Source organism: Roseovarius sp. (genome assembly GCF_965228755.1).
Classification (GTDB): domain Bacteria; phylum Pseudomonadota; class Alphaproteobacteria; order Rhodobacterales; family Rhodobacteraceae; genus Roseovarius.
Genome location: NZ_CBDDIG010000013.1, coordinates 481,035 through 500,206 on the forward strand (window position 1 = coordinate 481,035; position 19,172 = coordinate 500,206).

The window sequence follows — 19,172 nt, forward strand, 5'->3', positions numbered from 1 at the left end:
GTCAGTGCCCCCCGAGCGCGCCGATGGAATACAGCTCGCTCGGCTGCAGGAGTAGGTCGAGGGCCAGCTTGAAACAGACCGCCAGCACCATCAGCGCGAGCAGGATACGCAGTTGTTCGGCCTTCATCCTCGTGCCGATGCTGGTTCCGATCTGTGCGCCGATCACGCCCCCCACCAAAAGCAGAACAGCCAGCGCCACGTCGACCGTGTAGTTGGTCGTCGCGTGCAGCATGGTGGTGAAGGCGGTCACGAAGATGATCTGGAAGAGCGAGGTGCCGACGACGACCTTGGTGGGCATCCCGAGGATGTAGATCATCGCCGGCACCATGATGAACCCGCCGCCGACGCCCATGATCGCCGCGAGAATGCCAACCAGGATCCCGACGACCACCGGAGGAATGACACTGATATAGAGGCCGGACGTGCGGAACCGCATCTTGAAGGGCAGGCCCTGCACCCAGGTGTGTTTCCGCCGGGTGGCTGCGCCACCGCCGCGCCGCGATTTGCGAATCGCACGCAGGCTTTCGAAGAACATCATCCCGCCGATCACGCCCAGGAAGACGACATAGCAAAGCCGGACCAGAAGATCGACCTGGCCCAGGGAGCGCAGGTAGTTGAAGACCACGACGCCAAGCGCGGCCCCGATGAGGCCGCCGATCAGCAGCACGGTTCCCATACGAAGATCGACCGTTTTCCGCCGCAGATGTGCCAGAACGCCCGAGAAGGACGACGCGACGATCTGGTTCGCCTCGGTCGCCACGGCCACGGCGGGTGGAATGCCGATGAAGAACAGGAGCGGCGTCATCAGGAACCCGCCGCCAACGCCGAACATGCCCGACAATACACCGACCAGCCCGCCCAGCCCCAGAAGAAGGAAGGCGTTGACGGAGACCTCGGCGATCGGAAGGTATATCAGCATGAAGCCCCTTAGCCCCATGTCCCTGTTCAATGCAAGCGGGCACGCCACTGCAAGTGGCTCTGGTCGGATCACATGTTGTGAACTGGATTTACAGTTGCGTGAATATGCGCCTCTGTCCGGAAAGGCGGGTGCCCCGGTTTGCCTGTTCGTGAAGGTGGATGTGCAGGCCGTCCCTTGCGCCCATGACATGCGGCCCGGCATGGCCGAAGACCCGCATGGCATACATCGCCCGATTGGACCCGCAGGATTACTACCGCTCTTTTACATACGGCTGGCCGCCGGCCCGGGGTGGGATGGCCCGCCCGACGAACCCGGCAAGGATGATCACCGTCAGGATATAGGGCAGTGCATCCATCAACTGTACCGGGATGATCAGGCCGCCAAGCTCGATATTCTGATACCGCAGCGCAACGGCCTGCAGGAAGCCGAAGAGAAGTGTCGCCGAAAGGGCGTACCAGGGTCGCCATTTGGCGAAGATGAGCGCGGCGAGCGCGATATACCCCCGGCCCGCTGTCATATCTTTCACGAACCCCGCCTGCAGGGATGTGGCGAGGTAGGCACCCGCGATGCCGCACAGCACCCCGCAGATGCCGACGGCCGCATAACGCATCCCGATCACCGAGATTCCCGCAGTATCGACCGCCGCCGGGTTTTCCCCCACGGCCCTGAGCCTCAGGCCGAAGCGGGTGCGGAACAGCACCCACCATGTCGCCGGCACGCAGGCCAGAGCGAGGTAAACAACGACCGTGTGACCCGATATCAGTTCCGCATAGATCGGCCCGAGCACCGGTACGCTACGCAGGGTTTCCGCCAGTGGCAGGGTGATGGGCTCGAACCGTGCGGCCCCGAGCAGCGACGGGGTGCGGCCGCCTTCGGCAAACCAGTCCTGCGCGATCAGCACCGTCATGCCCGCCGCAAGAAAGTTGATCGCCACGCCGGAAATAAGCTGGTCCCCCCGGAAGGTGATCGACGCCAGCCCATGGAGCCCCGCCAGCAGCATCGACGACCCGATCCCCGCCAACAGGCCCAGCCAGACCGACCCGCTGGTATAGGCCACCGCCGCCGAAAAGAAGGCCGCGATCAGCATCTTGCCTTCCAGACCGATATCGAAAATCCCCGCCCGCTCGCTGAACAGCCCGGCAAGGCACGCCAGCAGAAGCGGCGTGGCCAACCTGACCGTGCTGTCCAGCACCTGCAGGGCTGTCATGAAATCCATCGCGCTACCTTTCTGCCGTTGCCAGCTTGAAGGCGGCGAAGCCAAAGAAGCTTCCCAGCCCCGCCTCGATCCACCGCCGTCCGCCGGCGTAGGCCGCGCGTACCGGGCGCGACGACAGGACAAGTGCCCATGCCGCATGCATCACGAAGGAAATGAAGAAGGCACCCAACACGAAAGTCGCGATCACCGCCATGGGCGCCCCGTTCACCGCGCCCACGGCGGCGATGGCCAGCCAGAAGGCGATGGCCTTCGGATTGGTCACCTGCAACAGGTATCCCTTGGTAAAGAGTGCCGCCGTCGATTGCGGGGCCGTCGGTTCCGCGCTCACCGAGGGTGGGTTCAACGCCTTGCGAAACGCCCCCCAGGCCAGCCAGAGCAGGTAGGCCGCGCCGATGAGACGCAAAAGGTTCATGGCCCACGCCGCCTGCGACAACAGCAGGCCGACACCGATCATTGTCAGCAGGTTGATCGTCATGCTGCCGGTGGCAATTCCCAGGCAGGTTATCAAAGCGGGCCCGCGCCCCTGCACGGTTGAGATTCCCAACAGCATCGCCACGGCCGGACCGGGCGAGGCCGCGCCCACCAGCAGGATCGCATATGCGGCGATGAAACCGGGCAGGTAGGGGACCAGATCGATCATGTCCGTCTCCGCTTTCGCGTTGCCATGAATATCCGTTCCAGCGGTATCCTCACCATGTTGTCGAGCGCGCCCGTGAACAGGATGACCAGCGCCTGGATGACGATGATCAACTCTCGCGGAATCGTCGTCCACAGTGCCAGCTCCGCCCCGCCCTGGTAGAGGAAACCGAACAGGATCGCCGCGAGAAACACGCCCAGCGGGTGATTGCGCCCCATCAGCGCCACCGCGATACCGATGAACCCTGCGCCTTCTGTCGCGTTCAGGATCAGGCGTTCGGCCTCTCCCATCACGTTGTTGATCGCCATGCAGCCCGACAGGGCGCCGGAGATCAGCATCGCGATGACCACGATCTTCACCGGCGGAATCCCGGCATATCGCGAGGCGCTTTCCGAATGACCGAGCGCGCGTATCTCGAACCCCAGCCGCGTCCGCCAGATCAACAGCCACACCAGCACGCAGGCGGCCACAGCCACCACCAGGCTGACATTTGCGGGTGCCGATTTCGAGAACGCGATGCCGAAAGGCGCCAGAAGATCATGCAGCGTGGGTAGATGCGCGCCCTCGGGAAACTTCGCCGTCGCCGGGTCCATCGACCCGGCCGGACGCAGGATGTTGACCAGCATGTAGTTCAGTACGGCTGCCGCGATGAAGTTGAACATTATGGTGGTAATGACGATATGGCTGCCCCGCTTGGCCTGAAGCCATGCCGGAATGAGCGCCCACAGCGCGCCGAATGCCGCTGCGCCGACGATGGCGGCGGGCAGGGCCAGCGCCCAGTGTGGCCAAGGAATTGCCAGACAGACAAGCGCAACGCCCAGCCCGCCGATCATCGCCTGCCCTTCGGAGCCGATATTGAACAGCCCCGCATGGCTCGCCACGGCAAAGGCCAGTCCGGTAAACAGGAAATTTGTGGCGTAATAGAGCGTGTACCCCCAGCCATAGGTCGACCCCAGCGCGCCCGTCATCATCAGCTTGAAAGCCGCGATCGGGTCTTCGCCGATGAACAGGATCACCAGCGCCGAGATCAGCGCCGCCAGGATGATCGAGATGAGAGGCACCAGCACCGCATCGGCCCAAGCCGGCATCCTATCCATGATGCTTCTCCTCCTCGGTTTCGGCGGCCTGGGCGAATTGCGCCTCCTCGATGGCCCTGAAGGCGTCTTCGGGCTTGCCCTCGATCCCGGCCATCAGCAGGCCCAGTTCGGTCTCGTCCGTTTCGTCGGGCCGCCGCTCGCCCATGATCCTGCCATCGAACATCACCGCGATCCGGTCCGACAGGGCCATGATTTCGTCAAGCTCGACGCTGACCAGAAGGATCGCCTTGCCCTCGTCGCGAAGTCGGATGATCTGGCTGTGAATGAACTCGATCGCGCCGATATCCACGCCCCGGGTCGGCTGACCGATCAGTAGAACATCGGGGTTCCGCTCGATCTCCCGGGCGAGAACGATCTTTTGCTGATTGCCGCCGCTGAAGTTCTTGGCCGATAGCTTCTCGTTCGGCGGGCGCACGTCGAACCGGCCCATCTTCTTGCGGGCCTCGGCCATGAGAGCCGCGTTGTCCATCAGTATGCCGCGCCCGATGGATGGGTCACGGTGATAACCGAAGATCATGTTTTCCCATGCCGCGTAATCCATGATCAGGCCTTCTCGCTGGCGATCTTCCGGCACGTGGCCAATGCCGGCAGCCCGTCGGTCACGGCCATTGGCGCCATGACCTTTCAGACTGAGCGGCTGACCGTTGACCTTCACCTCGCCGCGGGCCTCGCGTATCCCGCCCAGCACCTCCAGAAGTTCCGATTGCCCGTTCCCGGCTACGCCCGCCAGACCCACGATCTCGCCTGCCCGAACGGTCAGGTCGATGCCGCGCAGCCGTTCCACACCCTGGCTGTCGGTTACCTTCAGACCTTGGACCTCAAGCACGGGTTTCCCGGGGTCGGCCGGAGACTTTTCAACGCGGAGCAACACCTTCCGGCCCACCATCAACTCGGCCAGTTGTTCCGGGCTGGTTTCGGCCGTCTGCACGGTCTCCACTATCTTGCCCAGTCGCATGACGCTGACAGTGTCGGTGATCTCCATGATCTCGCGCAGCTTGTGGGTGATCAGGATGATCGTCTTGCCCTCTTCCTTCAGCCGGGCGAGAATGCGGAACAGCTGGTCCGCCTCGGCAGGCGTCAGCACGCCGGTCGGCTCGTCGAGGATGAGGATATCGGCCTGGCGATACAGCGCCTTGAGAATCTCGACCCGCTGCTGCATGCCGACGCCGATATCCTCTATCAGCGCGTCGGGCTTGACGTGCAGCTCGTATTCGTCGGCGAGCTCCTCGAGCGATTTTCGCGCCTTGGCGATGCTGGGCTTCAGCAACCGCCCGTCCTCGGCCCCGAGGATCACGTTTTCCAGAACGGTGAAATTCTCGACCAGCTTGAAATGCTGGAACACCATGCCGATGCCCGCAGCAATCGCGGCCTGGCTGTCGGGGATGCGCGTTTCACGCCCCTTGATGTAGATCTTGCCACTGTCGGCCCTGTAGAACCCGTAAAGGATCGACATCAGGGTCGACTTGCCGGCCCCGTTCTCGCCGATGATCCCGTGAATGGTGCCGGGCTTCACGGTGATCGAAATATCCTTGTTCGCCTGAACCGGGCCGAACGCCTTGGAAATGCCCCTCAGTTCAATGGCCGGGGCGGCAGAAGCCTGCCGCCCCGTATCGTGTTCGCCCGTCATCCGCTGTTATTCGACGGGGCAGGTATTGTCGGACATGTAATCATGCACCTCGAGCTCGCCGCTGGCGATCTTCTCGGCGGCCTCGTCGACGGCGGCCTTCATCTCGTCGGTAACAAGGCTTTCGTTGTGCTCGTCCATGGCGTAGCTCACGCCGTCATTCGAGATTCCCATGACCTGAATGCCGGTTTCCATATCTGTCCCGGCCGACATCGCGTCATAGACGGCGTTGTCGACCCGCTTGACCATCGAGGTCAGGATCGAGCCGGGATGCATGTAATTCTGGTTGCTGTCCACTCCGATGCCGAGGATGCCCTCGTCAGCTGCGGTCTGCAGCACACCGGTGCCGGTGCCGCCTGCGGCGTGATAGACCACGTCCGCGCCCTGGCTGATCTGCGCCTTGGTCAGTTCCGAGCCCTTCACCGGGTCGTTCCATGCGGCGGGCGTCGTGCCGGTCATGTTCTGGATCACGGTGGCATCCGGGTTCACCGCCTTGACACCCTGCACGTAACCGCAAGCGAACTTGCGGATCAGCGGAATGTCCATGCCACCAATGAAGCCCACGGTGCCGCTTTCGCTGGTTTGTGCAGCCAACATGCCGACGAGATAGCTACCCTGGTGCTCGTTGAACACGACGGAGCGCACATTGGGCTCTTCGACCACCATGTCGATGATGGCGAACTTGGTTTCGGGGTAATCCCCGGCAACCTCGCCCAGCGATTCGCCGAAGGCGAATCCGACCATGACGATGGGGTTGTTGCCGGCCTCGGCAAAGCGGCGCAGCGCCTGTTCGCGCTGGGCTTCCGATTGCAGCTCGACTTCGTTGTAGCTACCACCGGTTTCTTCTGCCCAGCGTTGTGCGCCATTATGCGCGCTCTCGTTGAACGACTTGTCGAACTTGCCCCCGAGATCGAAGATCAGAGCCGGGTCGGCCAGAGCGGCGCCCGCGCCGAGGGCAAGCGTGGCCGCCGCGCCAAGGAAGTGTTTCATCATCGTCATTGTGTCTCTCCCTGAACATGACCGCGCGCGCCGGGCCTGATTGGCCTCTTCCTGCGCGGTGCCGATGTAATGGGGGCAAGTAAGCCCGCACTTGCCGCTCCGGGTCAATAGAAGATGCGGCCTGCCGCCGCGTCAAAGTTCCGGACCCCGCAGTACCGGGCCAGACAAAGCAACCAACACGTTTCACCACTGGCAGACAGATGCACGGGACGCACGGGAACGGTCTCGTGTGAAAGCCGGGAAGCTCAACCCAGGGTTTTCTCCATCAATAGGGCGTCCTCTTGCCCCTCAGACGTCTGGTAATAGCCCGCGCGACGCCCCGTCACCCGGTACCCGCTGCCATTGTAAAGTGCGATTGCGGGTGCGTTTCCCGCCGCGACTTCAAGGAAGACTCGGCTGGCTCCCCGGGCCGCTGCCGTGGCCTCGAAGTTCGACAAGGCCTCGCGTCCAAGGCCCTGTCGCTGATACGACGGGTCTGTGGCGATGGTCAGAAGCTCCGCCTCGTCGGCCACGGCACGGCCGAGCGCGAAAGCATGCGCATTTCCTGAGGAGAACACGTAGGGGCTGTCGAGAAGGCCGGCGAATTCCCGTGCTGACCATGGGCGCCCCTGCGCGGCAAAGGCGCGGGCATGGCAGTTGGCCATCTCTTCAGCTGTCATCGTCGAGGATGACCGGCGGTGCTTCGCGCGGCGGCGCGGCGTCGGCGGGGCGGATGTAAAGCGGGGCAGGGGCGGCGGCCGGCAAATCTGCCTGTGCCGCCAACCGGGCAATGGCGGCTGCCAGTTCTCCGGGCGGAGGCGGGTAGACCAACGGCTGGCCGAGGCGCTCTGCCTCCTCCACCGAAACCAGGCGCGGGTTCGACGCCTTCGGCCGGATGTAGACCTGATTTCTCGGGGCAGGAACGATAGGCAGGTGTGAACCCGTGGTCGCGAGACTGACCGCGTCGAACGTGGCAATGCCTATTGCCGGAATGTCCAGCGCCAGGGCCAAACCGCGCGCCGCCGAAACGGAGATCCGAATTCCCGTGAAATTGCCCGGGCCTGTCCCCGTGCCAATTCGGCTGAGGTCGCGCCAACAGGCGCCGCCTTCGGTCAGCACCTCTTCAAGCAGCGGCATCAGCCTTTCCGCCTGCCCACGTCCCATTTCCTCGGCACGTACACTCAGAACCCGGTCGCCGGACAGCAAAGCGGCCGCGCAATGCGCGGCCGATGTGTCGAACCCCAGAACGAGCTCGTCAGATCCCAACGGGTCGAACCTCGGTGACCTCGGGAATGTAATGGCGCAGCAGGTTCTCGATCCCCATCTTCAGGGTGATGGTCGAGGAGGGGCAGCCGGCGCAGGCGCCTTGCATGTGCAGGTATACGACGCCGCGCTCGAACCCGTGGAACGTGATGTCACCACCATCCTGGGCCACCGCGGGGCGGACGCGGGTGTCGAGCAGTTCCTTGATCTGGCCAACGATCTCGGAATCTTCCCCGTCATGCTCGGCATGGCCCGACGTGGCCACGGAGTCGCCCGACATGACCGGCTTGCCCGACTGGAAATGCTCCATGATGGCGCCAAGGATGGCCGGCTTCATGTGATCCCACTCGGTTTCGTCGGCCTTGGTGACGGTGACGAAGTCATTGCCGAAGAACACACCTGTCACGCCCTGTACCTTGAACAGGCGCTCAGCCAGTGGCGACTTGCCCGCTGTTTCGGGGGTGGGGAAATCCGCGGTGCCGGCGTCCAGAACAGTCTGTCCGGGAAGAAACTTCAGCGTCGCGGGATTCGGGGTGGATTCGGTCTGAATGAACATGGGTCACGCCTTTCCATAGATGTACCGGATATGCGCCCCATGGCTGCGCCTGTCAAGGTTTGGAATGATTCTAAATACAGTGACGGCGGCGGAAGCCGAACTATTCGACCGGCCTAATCAACTTGCGTTCGAGCACCCGAAGCACGGTTTTCAGGTCACTTCCGCGCTTCAGGATCTGCCCATCCATGCCGATTACCGTGTACTGGCCTTGCCGCGTCCGGAGGTGAGGGCGTTTCTCGATGCGGTAGAGAGGGTGCTCTGCCGTGCGCCTGAATACCGAGAACACCGCCACGTCTTTCAAGCAGGAAATGCCGTAATCCCGCCATTCGCCGGCGGCGACCATGCGGCCGTACAAGGACAGGATAATACCGAGTTCCGATCTCTGGAACGCCACCTGCGCGGTGCCGGGCTGCGCGGGAAACGGTGTGGATTGGAATGTCATGCGGCCAGAGTTGCGCCAAGTGCCGCGCAAATCAAGAGAAATACGCCTCCTCGGCTTTTGGTCCTTCAATAGTCCTTTTCATAGAAGATGCCGAGGCCGGTGTCGCCATCACTGCTGGCGCTGCCTTTCACCGTGACAGACGAGGACAGGTCGAGGTTCAGGTTGATCTCGTTGTTGCCGTCGCTGTCAGCGGTAAACTCGGAATAGATGTTCTCGGAAATATAGGCGCCGGCGCTGAACTGGGTGGCGCCGGAGTCAGTAGTGGTGACGTCGAAATCGCTGAGACCCAGCGCCCCGCGGAGCCGTCCTGTCAGCCCGCCCGAGCCCCGACCCGAGAGCGTGGCGACGGCACTGACAAGCTGGGCCGCCTGGAAGGCCGACATGGAGGTGAAACTGCGCCCGAAGAGCAGCTGGGCGAGGATTTCCTCCTGCGGGAGGTCGGGGGAGGAGGTGAAGGTGATGTTGGGGTCGCTGGCGAGGCCTTCGAGAATGATGTCGATGGTCAGCTCGTCGGTTTCCGTACGCGCGACAAAGCGCAGGTAAGGGTCGAGTGCGCCGCGCAGGTCGATGAGCCCCTCGGTCAGGTCGAGCCGCTTGGTCAGAATGTCCATCCGGCCGCGGATCAATTCAAACGTGCCGCTTGGCCGGACGTTGGCAGTGGTGCCGCTGAGGCGGATGGCGCCCCCCAGTTCGGCATCGAGCCCGCGACCCCGCACGAAAACCTGGTTCGGTGCGTTGATAATGAGGTCGAGCGGGAAGGCGGCCGTCGGCCCACCGCGCTTGCCGGTTTCGATCATGCCTGCGCGAAGGCGACTCCGGCGCACGGCGGCGGGTTCGTTGACATGGCGCAGGTTGGGGATCGTGCCGGGGGCGCTGCTGCCGCCGGAGGGAACCTGAATCTCCGTCCGGCCAAGCAAGATGGCCCCGCCGATGCGCGCCCCGCCGGTCAATGGGCCGGTGACGGTGACGCGACCGTCGACGATGGTCTCGAACAGCGACGGGTCGATCACGCGGAGGCGGTTGAGGCGGGCTTCGAGCGAGGCGTTGTAGGGCGCGGAGAGGGCGATCGGGCCGGTGATGCGGAAATTGCCGCCGGTTCCGGTGTTCCCGGTAATGTCGGCATTGGCCCGCCCACCGGAAAGGTTCACGGTGCCGGTGAGCCCTTCGATGGCGGTGGCGACGCCGGGAACCGAGACGCGGGCATTGTTGATCGACGCCTGGCCGGAGAGGGCGGAAAGGCCGGGTTTGCCGTCGACGCGGAGGTCGAAGCGGGCCGGGCCTTCGATCGAGGTGGGCTGAATGAAGCTGTTGGCAAGCGCAAGCGGCGCGTTGCCGTTGATGGCGAGCGCGACGGTTTGACCGAGGTCGTTGATCCGCCCGGTGATGCGGGCGCCGACGCCGCCGGGGCCGTCGAAATTGAGGTTCACGTCGAGGTCTTCGCCGCGGCTGTCGAGAATGGTCACGCGGCCGTTCAGAGTGGCGGGCCCGTTGATGCCCGGCGCCATGAGGCCAAGATCGGCAAGGCGCGCGGAAATGGTGACCGGCTCGCCCGGCGCCGCGCTGGAAGCCGAGGCGGAGAGGCGGGCGGCAGCGAGTTCCAGGGTTTCGACGAAGGGTGTGTTGTCGCCGTAGGCGAGCTTGGTGTCGAGGGTGATGTCGGAGCCGAAAATGCGGTCGACCTGGGCGATGCCGGAGCGGAAGCCTGTGGCGTCGAGCGAGACCTCTGCGTCGACGCTGCGGCCCTTGATCTTGCCCGACCCCGCGACATCGAGGTCAATGCGACCTGCCAGCGGCCGCCCGGCAAGCCCCGCAAGGCGCGAGAGATCGGCGGCGTCGAGCGAGAGGCGACCGTTCACAGGCAAATCGGGATCGCCGGTGCCGATGGTGCCCTCGGTATCGAGGCTGGCGTCAAGCGCGTCGACAGTGAGGCGGGAGATGGTAAGTTGCCCGTCATCGGCGCGCCACGTCATCGCCGTGTTGACGTTGGCAGGTCCGGAGAGGCTGGGCTCGACGAGGCCGATGTTGTCCATCCGGGCCTTGAGGGCAAGCGTGGCGTTTTCGCTGTTCAGTTGCGCGTCGCCTTCGGCGGTAACGGCGTCACTGTCGACCATCAGCCGGTCGATGGCGGTGCCTTCTTCGGTGCGGCTGGACTCGAGCTCTATCCGAGCGTTGCCGCGCAGGATCGGGTCGAGACGCGCGATGCCAGTCTGCAGGTTCTGCGAGGTGGCGGTGAGATCGATTTCGAAGGTGTCGCCGAGAAGGTTCTCGACCTGTGCGACGATGGAGTCGATGCCGTCGGGCAGGGTTTCGGGTTCGTCCACCTCTTCGGATTTGCGGATTGTGCCGGTGCCGGTGACATCGAGGTCGATGGCGCCGTCGAGCGGGCGGTTGGCCAAGTCGGCGAGGCGCGAGAGGTCGGCGGCCTGGAGCTTGACGCGCCCGTTGAATGGCAGGGTTCTGGCCTGGGCGTTGAGCGTGCCTTCGGCGGTGAGGGTGGTGTCGACCGCCTCGAAGAGGAGGCGGTTGACGGTGATCTGCCCGTCGGCCTGCCAGCCCAGGTTGGTGTCGATGGTGGCCGGGCCGGCGATGCGGGGTTCTACGAGTGAGAGGTCCTGAAGCCGGCCCTCGAGGGTGAGCGCCCCCCTTTCGGCGTCGAGCCGCGCTTCGGCGGTGGCGGCGACGGAGGCGTTGTCGATGACGAGCCGGTCGATGAAGGTGCCTTCCTCGGTGCGGCGGGCGTCGATTTCCAGGGTGCTGCGGCCGGTGAGCAGGGGGTCGAGCCGGTCGGTGCCGGTTTCGAGGTCCTGGGTGGCGGCCTCGATCTCGACGTCAAAGGCGCCGCCGAGGAGGTTGCCCTCGCCCAGCACGGTCAGGTTGGCGGAGCCGGCAAGGTCGCGCCGGGCGACGCCGGCGAAGCGGCGCAGGTCGTCGGCCTGCAGGGTGGCGCGGCCGGAGACGGGGAAGCCCTCGGCCAGCCCGTCGAGGGTGCCCTGCGCGGTGAGGGTGGCATCGCCGCTGGCCACTTCCAGAGTTTCGATCTGGGTCGGGCGGTCGGGCTGGTAGGTCAGGCGGAGCTTGCCGTTCGGGGCGCCGCCGATGGCGCGGGTCAGCGCCTCGTCGCGGTGGGTGACGCCCTGGGTGCTGAAGGTGAGGTCGGCGAGGAAGCTCTCGTTGTCGCCGCGGGTGATGGTGCCCGTCCCCTCGACGCGGGCCCCGTCGATCTCGAGCCCGTCGCGAGTGAGCCCGTCGACCGAAATCTCGGCCGTCCACGCGTCGCCTTCGGCTGCGTTGTAGCCGGCCGTGATGCGGCCAGACTCGATGGTGGTGATCGGCTCGGAGATAGGCAGACGCAGGCGGCCGTTGCCTCCGACGCGGCCGTCGAGGTTGAATTCCCGGGGCCAGCCTTCGGAGTCGAGGGCCAGATCACCGTTGAGTTCAATGCCGCCGGCTTCAAGCGCGAGCGTGTCTAGCGTGAGGCTGCCGTTGGAGTAGGTCTGACCCGCTACCCGAAGCGAGGCGTTTTCGCCGAAAAAGGGGTGCAGGTCGGGGGTGAAGAGCTGGCGGAGGTCGCCGGACAGGTCGGTAGAGAAGGCGTAGCCGGCTTCCTCGTTGTCGTCGTCGAGCGCGCCAATACGGATCGCGCCGCCGAAGCGTCGGGTGCCATCGGAAGAAAGTGCGACCTGAGCCTCGAAATCCGACAGGGGTGCCTCGCCTTGCACTTGAAGGCGCATGGCGGGCTCTCCGGGGATTTTCAGAGCCTTGGAGACCATCCCGCCCTCGCCCTCATCGAAATCAAGGTCGATGGCGAGCACGCGGGATTCGTTGTCGAAGGCGGCGTCGAGCGTGATCTGGTCGGGTCGGTCGGTGCGTTCGATCGCAAGCTGCGCCTCGCCCGTGCCTTCGGCAAGCTGCACGGTGGCCTCGACCGACATGGTGGCAGGCTCGCCGAGGATCGGCGCGCCGAGCCGGACCTCGTCGGCCCGGAGGTCGTCGATGGAGATCGAGACGGGGAGTTCGGGCAGGGCGAAGGCGGTGGCCTCGGCATCATCGGCGGAGATCTTTTCACCGCCTTCGGGAAGGCGGGCGATGTCGATGACGGCGGCGGAAAGCTCGGTCACGTCGACCTCGCCGCGCAGGAGGGCAGAGCGGGACCAGACGAGCGTGGCGTCCTCCATGGTCAGCCAGATGCCCTCGTCGTCGGAAATGGTCATCCGTTCCAGCGTGGCGTTCGAGGAGAGCGCGCCGCGGAAACCGGTGATGGTGACCGAGCGGCCGGCGCCCGAGAGCGCGTCCTCGATCCAGCCTTCCAGATAGGTCTTGTCGGCCTCGTTCTCTTCCTGCGCGGCGGCGGGCAGGGCGGTGAGGGTGACGAGTGCGATGAGGCGGAGGAGACGCATCAGAATGCCTGTCCTATCCCGATATAGAGTTCGATGTCTTCGCCCGCGTCGCTGCCGAGCGGGGTGGCGATGTCGACGCGGATCGGGCCGAGGCCGGTGTCGTAGCGCACGCCGAAGCCCGCGCCGTAATGGGCCTTGCCGTCGTCCCACCAGCTGTCGGCGCCGACGAAGCCCGCGTCGGCGAAACCCACGACCGACCACTTGTCCTTCACCCGGGCGCGCAGTTCGGCGGAGAGCGCCGCGAAGGAACGCCCCCCGATACGCAGGCCGGGCCCCAGATCCACCGCCAGTGACTTGTAGGATTGGCCGCGCACGGTGCCCGCGCCGCCGGAATAGAACAGCATGTTGGGAGGAACTTCGCCGATCCCCGCGCCGCTGACCGAGCCGAGCTGGGCGCGGGTGGCGAAGGTAAGCCCGTCGTTTTTGCCGAAGGTGAGGTAAGTGCGGGCGTCGAGGTACATGCGCGCGCCGAGGCTGTCATTGTCGAGGCCCAAGAAGGGGGTCACTTCCAGATCGGCGTAAACGCCCTTCTTGGCATTCAGCTCTTCGTCCCGGGTGTCGTACTCGAGGCTGGCGGGCAGCAGGAAATGCTCGAGCGTGCGCGAGCCGAGGTCATCATTGATATCGGAATACTGGTAAGCGACGCCGATCTCGCCGGTCAGCTCTTCCGAGAACCTGTGCAGGAAGCCGCCGCCGATGCGGACGCTGCGCTCGCGGAAATCGGGCTCGTCGAGTTCCTGCGCCTTGGCGCTGAGATAGAGGTCGGTGTCGGGGTTGAAGGTGGCGGGCCGTTCGAAGCGGGTCGAGAAGACGTAGTCCATCCCGCCGGAATCGCCTCCGATGCCGCTGACCTCGCCCTCGATCCGAAGGCGTTCGGCGCCACCAAACAGGTTGCGGTGGAGCCAGAAGCTCGAGACTGTGAGCCCTTCGAGCGAGGATATCTCGGCGCCGAAGCCGAAGCGGCGGGGTTTGGCATCGGCCACCGTGGCGTGGATGTCGAGCGTGTTGCCGGGGCCGATGGTTTCGGCATCTTCCAGCACCACCGAGGAGAAGGCCCCGGTGCGGCGGAGGCGCCGGCTGGCGTTGCGGACCTCTTCCGGCGAATAGACCTTCCCCGTGGGCAGGCCGGCGATGGCCCGGATACGCTCGGGCCGGACGGCCCCCGAACGCTTGATGACGAGGTTGCCGAAGGTCAGGCGGGGGCCAGGAGCAAGCGTGACGTCGGCCGAAAGCCGGGCGCCGGCATGGTTGGCCGTGATGCGCTGGTCGGCGATGGCGACCTTGGCATGGCCGCGGTTGCGCCAAGTGTCGCCGGCCACGTCGATCGATTGCCCGATCACTGCGGAATAGGCCGGGGCGCCGGGGCGGAACCCCTCGGGCAGCTCGGTTTCCGGGGCGAGCGGGGCGATGCGGGTGGTGGAAAAGCGGAAGAGGGGGCCGGGCTGGACCTGTATGACGATCTGGCGGACCTGCCGTGGCGTGGCGAGGGGCGAGATGTCGGCGACTTCGCGGCCATCGACTTTTACGCTGACCACGCCGCCATAGCGCCCGACCTCGTAGAGCGCGCCGACCATGCGGGCATAATCGGCGCGGGCGGCCGCCATGAGATCCTGTGCGGTGACACCCTCTTCCTCGGCTGTCTGGACGCTGAGGGAGGCATCACGAAGGTGGCCATTGAGGCCCTGCGCGTCGGCGGGAAGCTGGATGTAAACCTCGGCTGCCACGGCGATGCGGGCCGCGCCGAGAAATGTCAGCAAAAGAAGGCAGCGTGCAATCTGTCGGGTCGAAAGCAAGGGTGAAACTCCACTGTCGCTTTCAATATATCGCAAGTTCCGTGCGGATCGACCACACAATGCGGTTGACGGCCTGAAATCTGATCCCTTTTCAAGTCTTGACGGCCTTACGCGGGGGAAGCGAATTCGCTTTGTGCGATAGGCGGCTTTCGGTCTGCGCGGATGAAGAACACGTAATAAAACACCGGGGCCGCAATCAGCGTCAGGATCGAGGCGAAGGCAAGCCCGCCCATGATGGTCACCGCCATCGACTGGAAGAACGCATCCCAGATCAGCGGGATCATGCCGAGGATGGTCGTGGCCGCCGCCAGCACGACCGGGCGGAGACGCGATACAGAGGCGGCGACAATCGAATCTTTCAACGGTTGCGCCGGCTTGTCGCGGCGTTCGATGTCGATCTGGTCGACCAGGACGATGCCGTTCTTGATCAGCATCCCCGACAGCGACAGGAGGCCGAGGAGCGCGGTGAAGGTGAACGGCATGCCGGTGCCCAGAAGCGCAAGGCTGACACCGTTGACAGACATCGGGACCAGCAGCCAGATGATCAGCGGCTGGCGGACCGCATTGAAGAGCAGCACCGAGATCGTGACCATGACGATCAGGCTGAGGGGGAGCTGGCGGCCGAGGCTTTCCTGCGCCTGGCTCGAACTCTCGAGTTCGCCACCCCATTCCATTTGGTAGCCGGTCGGAAGCTCCATGTCCTCGATCGTTTGGGTGACCTCGGACTGCACCTGTGCCGCGGTGAGCCCGGGCGCGATGTCGGCGCCGACGGTAATGGTGAGCACGCGGTCGCGGCGTTTCAGGAGGGTGTTCTGCGGATCGAAGCGCAGGCCGTTGGTCATCTGCTCGAAGGGCACGAAGGCCTGGGCGCTTTCGGAGTAGATGACGAAATCGGTCAGGGCGAGTTCGGCGTCACGGTCGGCGCGCAGGATGATGGGGATCTGGCGTTCTCCCTCTCGGTAGACACCGGCCTGGATGCCGTCGGTGGCGAAGCGCAGGATGCCGGTCACGTCGTCGCGGTTGATACCCGCCTCCTGGGCGCGGTCGGTGGCATAGACGGGTCGCAGGACCAGTTCCTGTTCGCGCCAGTCGATGCGGGGGGCGACGATGTTGTCGGAGGCGGCCTCAAGCCGTTCGGCGGCCTGTTCGGCAAGCTCGCGCAGGACCGCCGGGTCGGAGCCGGAGAAGCGGGCCTCGATCGGGTTGCCGCCGCCGGGGCCGAAGGCGAGGCGCTTGGCGCGGAATTCGCCCTCGGGGAGGGTCTGGGCGGTGAATTCCTCCATCCGGTTGATGACAAAGGCGATGGTATCGATCGTCTCGGTCCGGACGATGATGTGCCCGTAGGACGGGTTGGGGTCTTCCGCCTGGTAGGTGAGCATGAAGCGGATCGCGCCCTGCCCGGCATAGGAGGTGGTGGAGACGACCTCGTCCTGCTGCATCAGCCAGTCTTCCATCACGCGCAGGTCCTCGGAGGTCTGGTGGATCGAGGCACCCTGTTCGAGCTTGTAGTGGACGAAGAAGAGCGGCGTGTTGCTGTCGGGGAAGAACTGTTGCTTGATCTGGCCGAAGAGCATGAAGCAGACCACGGTAATGGCGACGAGGCCGGGGATGACAAGCCACCAGAGCCGCAGGCAGGCACGCAGGAGGCCTGCGTAGGCGCGGAAGATCGCGCCGTCGTAGCTGCCGCCCTCTTCGCCGGTGCCACGCTTGAAGAAGTAATGCCCGAGCAGCGGCGTGACGGTCAGCGCCAGCAGCCAGGAAAGCAGCAGCGAGATCCCGATCACCGCGAAGAGCGAGAACAGGAACTCGCCCGTCGCGTCCGGGCTGAGGCCGATGCCGGCAAAGGCCATGATGCCGATGACGGTGGCGCCGAGGAGGGGGATCTGGGTCTGGCCCGCGGCCTCTTCCGCGGCATCGTGAGAGGATTTGCCGCGCAGCATGGTCATCTGCATCCCCTCGGCCACGACGATGGCGTTGTCGACCAGCATGCCCATGGCGATGATCAGCGCGCCGAGCGAGATGCGTTCCATCTCGATCGAGAAGAGCCCCATGAAGAAGAGCGTGCCGACCACCGTGAGCAGGAGCGTCGCGCCAACCACGACCGCGGCGCGCCAGCCCATGAAGAGCGCCAGCACGATCACCACGATGGAGACCGACATGGCGAGGTTGGTGAGGAAGTCGTTGGAGGCTTCTTCGACCACCTCGTGCTGCTGGTAGATCGGGTGGATGGCGATGCCCAGCGGCAGGCGGGGCGCGAGCTCGTCGAGCTTTGCGTCGGCGCGCTTGCCCACGTCGACAATGTTCTCGGAACTGACGCCGGCGATGCCGAGGGTAAAGGCCTCCTGCCCGTTGTGGCGGATCAGGATGTCCGGGTCTTCCTCGCGGTCGCGGTAGACGTTGGAGAAATCGAAGAGGTTCAGCACCTCGCCGCCCACGCCCACGGTGAGACCGGCTATTTCCGAAACGGTGTCGCTGCCTTCCGGCCCCTGGATCAGGATGCGGCCGGTCTCGGTTTCCAGCGTGCCGCCCTCGGTGACGCTGTCGGCGTTGGCGATGGCCTGCTGGATGGCCCCGGGGGGCACGTTCTGGTTGGTGGTCTGGACAAGGTCGGGCTCCACATAGACCACCTCCTGCGGGACGCCGGAGATGCTGACATCGGCGACGCCATCGACGGTAAGCAATTCGCGGCGGAGGAAGCGGGAGAGCTCGTAGAGTTCGCGGTCGGAATAGCCCGGGGCGGTGATGGCGTAGTAGATGCCGAAGACGTCGCCGTAGCTGTCGTTGACGAAGGGCCGGCTGCTGCCGTCGGGAAGCTGGGCATCACTGACGCGGGTGCGCAGCTTGGTCCAGATCTCGGGCAGTTCGTCGCCGGCGTAGGTGTCTTTCATGTCCACCGTGATGCGCGACAGGCCCGGCTGGTTGACCGAGCGGATCTCGTCGACCTCGCTCATCTTCTGGATCTCGGATTCCAGCGGTTCGGAGACCTCGCGCGAGACCTGGAGGGCGCTGGCGCCGGGGTAGCGGGTGGTGATCACCGCGCTCTTGATGGTGAAGGAGGGATCTTCGAGGCGGCCGACGGTGGCGAAGCCCCAGATGCCGCCCAGGAGGCAGACCAGGACGAGGATCCAGACGTAGATCGGCCGGGCGATGGAGAAGGTGGCGATGTTCATGGCCGCCGGCTCATTCCGGGAAGGTGCCGAAACGGGCGACGCGGTCGCCGTCTTTCAGGCCGGCGGCGCCGGACGCGACGATTTCCTGCCCCTCTTCGAGCCCGTCGGTCACGCGGACGCGGCCGGTATTGGTGGGCTCGACGGTGACGGGGGTGCGGGCGACGGTGCCGGCGGCGGCATCGTCGTCGTCGGGGGAAAAGAGCATCACGTAGGGGCTGCCATCGTTGCTCATGACCACGGCGGTCTTGGGGATGGTGATGGCGGCGCCGGGCTTGCGCAGGGTGGCGGTGACCTCGACCGAGGAGCCGGGCAGCACGATCAGGTCGTCGGGCGGCGGCATGGCCAGCGTGATGCGGAAGGTCTGGCCGATATCGGAGGTTTCGGCGTTGAATTCCCGCACGGTGAGGGGGAAGCGTTCGTCGGAGGCGGGGAAGCTGGCGAAAAGCTCGATATCCGGGTCACGGCCGGCCTGCTGGAAGAGCACCTCGGGCACGTCGATCTCGACTCGGAGTTCGGACATGTCGTGCAGGCGGACGATGGCGGTGCCCGCGGCGACGGAGCTGAAGTTGGCCACCATGCGGCGGGCGACGAGCCCGTCGAAGGGCGCCTCGAGCGTGGCTTCCTCGAGCGAGCGTTCGGCGTTGCGCACGGCGATGCCGGCGAGGTTGGACTGGGTCTCGGCATCCTCGACGGAAACCTGGCTGACGGCGTTGCCCTCGAGCTTGCGGAGGCGTTCGAGGGTGCGGTCGGCCTGTTCCTTTTCCACGCGGGCCTGTTCGAGGGAGAGCTCGAACGGTTCGAGGTCAAGCTGGGCGATCAGGTCGCCCTCGGTGATCGGGTTGCCCTCGACCACGGGGAGTTTGACCACCTGACCGCCGACCTGGAAGGCGAGATCGACGGTTTCCTTCGCGGCGACATGTCCGAAGAACTTGCGGGTGACGGCGGCATCGCCGGCCTCGACCGGGATCAGCTTGGCGAGCGGCAGGCGCTCTGCCTGCTGGGCGAAGGTGGGGCCCGGCAGGGTGGCGGCCAGAATCAGCGCGGCCAGGATTGTTCGCATGGGTGTCCCCCGAAAGCCGG

General features: G+C 65.2%; 14 protein-coding genes. All 14 read right to left on the reverse strand.

Annotated features, from left to right (window positions below; all coding sequences use genetic code 11):
• Position 1 precedes the first annotated feature (1 nt).
• The 14 genes from ACO07J_RS20715 to ACO07J_RS20780 all read right to left on the reverse strand — a co-directional run bounded on the left by ACO07J_RS20715 (position 2) and on the right by ACO07J_RS20780 (position 19,152).
• Entirely contained in the window at positions 2–919 is a 918-nt protein-coding gene (locus ACO07J_RS20715) for a sulfite exporter TauE/SafE family protein (protein ID WP_422032492.1), read from the reverse strand.
• A gap of 250 nt (positions 920–1,169) precedes the next feature.
• Positions 1,170–2,135 (reverse strand): ABC transporter permease, encoded by a 966-nt coding sequence (locus ACO07J_RS20720; protein ID WP_422032494.1) that lies wholly within the window; start codon positions 2,133–2,135, stop codon positions 1,170–1,172.
• A 4-nt stretch (positions 2,136–2,139) separates the two neighbouring features.
• A complete protein-coding gene (locus ACO07J_RS20725) occupies positions 2,140–2,775 on the reverse strand; it encodes a LysE family translocator (RefSeq protein WP_422032496.1) in 636 nt (211 codons plus the stop codon).
• Complete coding sequence (locus tag ACO07J_RS20730) at positions 2,772–3,869, reverse strand: ABC transporter permease (protein WP_422032498.1); 1,098 nt, start codon at positions 3,867–3,869, stop codon at positions 2,772–2,774. Before ACO07J_RS20730 ends, ACO07J_RS20725 begins: the two co-directional genes overlap by 4 nt.
• Positions 3,862–5,496 (reverse strand): ABC transporter ATP-binding protein, encoded by a 1,635-nt coding sequence (locus ACO07J_RS20735; RefSeq protein WP_422032500.1) that lies wholly within the window; start codon positions 5,494–5,496, stop codon positions 3,862–3,864. Before ACO07J_RS20735 ends, ACO07J_RS20730 begins: the two co-directional genes overlap by 8 nt.
• Before the next feature lie 6 nt (positions 5,497–5,502).
• The gene (locus tag ACO07J_RS20740) at positions 5,503–6,492 is read right to left on the reverse strand and encodes a BMP family lipoprotein (RefSeq protein WP_422032502.1); all 990 of its coding nucleotides are present in this window, start codon (positions 6,490–6,492) and stop codon (positions 5,503–5,505) included.
• 245 nt (positions 6,493–6,737) lie between these two features.
• Complete coding sequence (locus ACO07J_RS20745) at positions 6,738–7,151, reverse strand: GNAT family N-acetyltransferase (protein ID WP_422032504.1); 414 nt, start codon at positions 7,149–7,151, stop codon at positions 6,738–6,740.
• On the reverse strand, positions 7,141–7,737 hold the full coding sequence (gene tsaB, locus ACO07J_RS20750; protein ID WP_422032506.1) for a tRNA (adenosine(37)-N6)-threonylcarbamoyltransferase complex dimerization subunit type 1 TsaB: 597 nt from the start codon (positions 7,735–7,737) through the stop codon (positions 7,141–7,143). The genes ACO07J_RS20745 and tsaB overlap by 11 nt, the downstream gene beginning before the upstream one ends.
• Positions 7,727–8,290, reverse strand: coding sequence for a NifU family protein (locus ACO07J_RS20755; RefSeq protein ID WP_422032508.1), 564 nt, complete (start codon positions 8,288–8,290; stop codon positions 7,727–7,729). Before ACO07J_RS20755 ends, tsaB begins: the two co-directional genes overlap by 11 nt.
• A 100-nt stretch (positions 8,291–8,390) precedes the next feature.
• Complete coding sequence (locus ACO07J_RS20760) at positions 8,391–8,732, reverse strand: DUF2794 domain-containing protein (protein WP_422033480.1); 342 nt, start codon at positions 8,730–8,732, stop codon at positions 8,391–8,393.
• Between the two features lie 65 nt (positions 8,733–8,797).
• Positions 8,798–13,129, reverse strand: a complete 4,332-nt coding sequence (locus ACO07J_RS20765; protein WP_422032510.1) for a translocation/assembly module TamB domain-containing protein — start codon at positions 13,127–13,129, stop codon at positions 8,798–8,800.
• Positions 13,129–14,922, reverse strand: coding sequence for an autotransporter assembly complex protein TamA (locus tag ACO07J_RS20770; RefSeq protein WP_422032512.1), 1,794 nt, complete (start codon positions 14,920–14,922; stop codon positions 13,129–13,131). The genes ACO07J_RS20765 and ACO07J_RS20770 overlap by 1 nt, the downstream gene beginning before the upstream one ends.
• Positions 14,923–15,029: 107 nt before the next feature.
• Positions 15,030–18,092 carry an efflux RND transporter permease subunit gene (locus ACO07J_RS20775; RefSeq protein ID WP_422032514.1) on the reverse strand — a complete coding sequence of 1,021 codons (3,063 nt, stop codon included), beginning with the start codon at positions 18,090–18,092 and terminating at the stop codon, positions 15,030–15,032.
• Between the two features lie 10 nt (positions 18,093–18,102).
• Positions 18,103–19,152 (reverse strand): efflux RND transporter periplasmic adaptor subunit, encoded by a 1,050-nt coding sequence (locus ACO07J_RS20780; RefSeq protein ID WP_422032516.1) that lies wholly within the window; start codon positions 19,150–19,152, stop codon positions 18,103–18,105.
• Between the last annotated feature and the right edge of the window lie 20 nt (positions 19,153–19,172).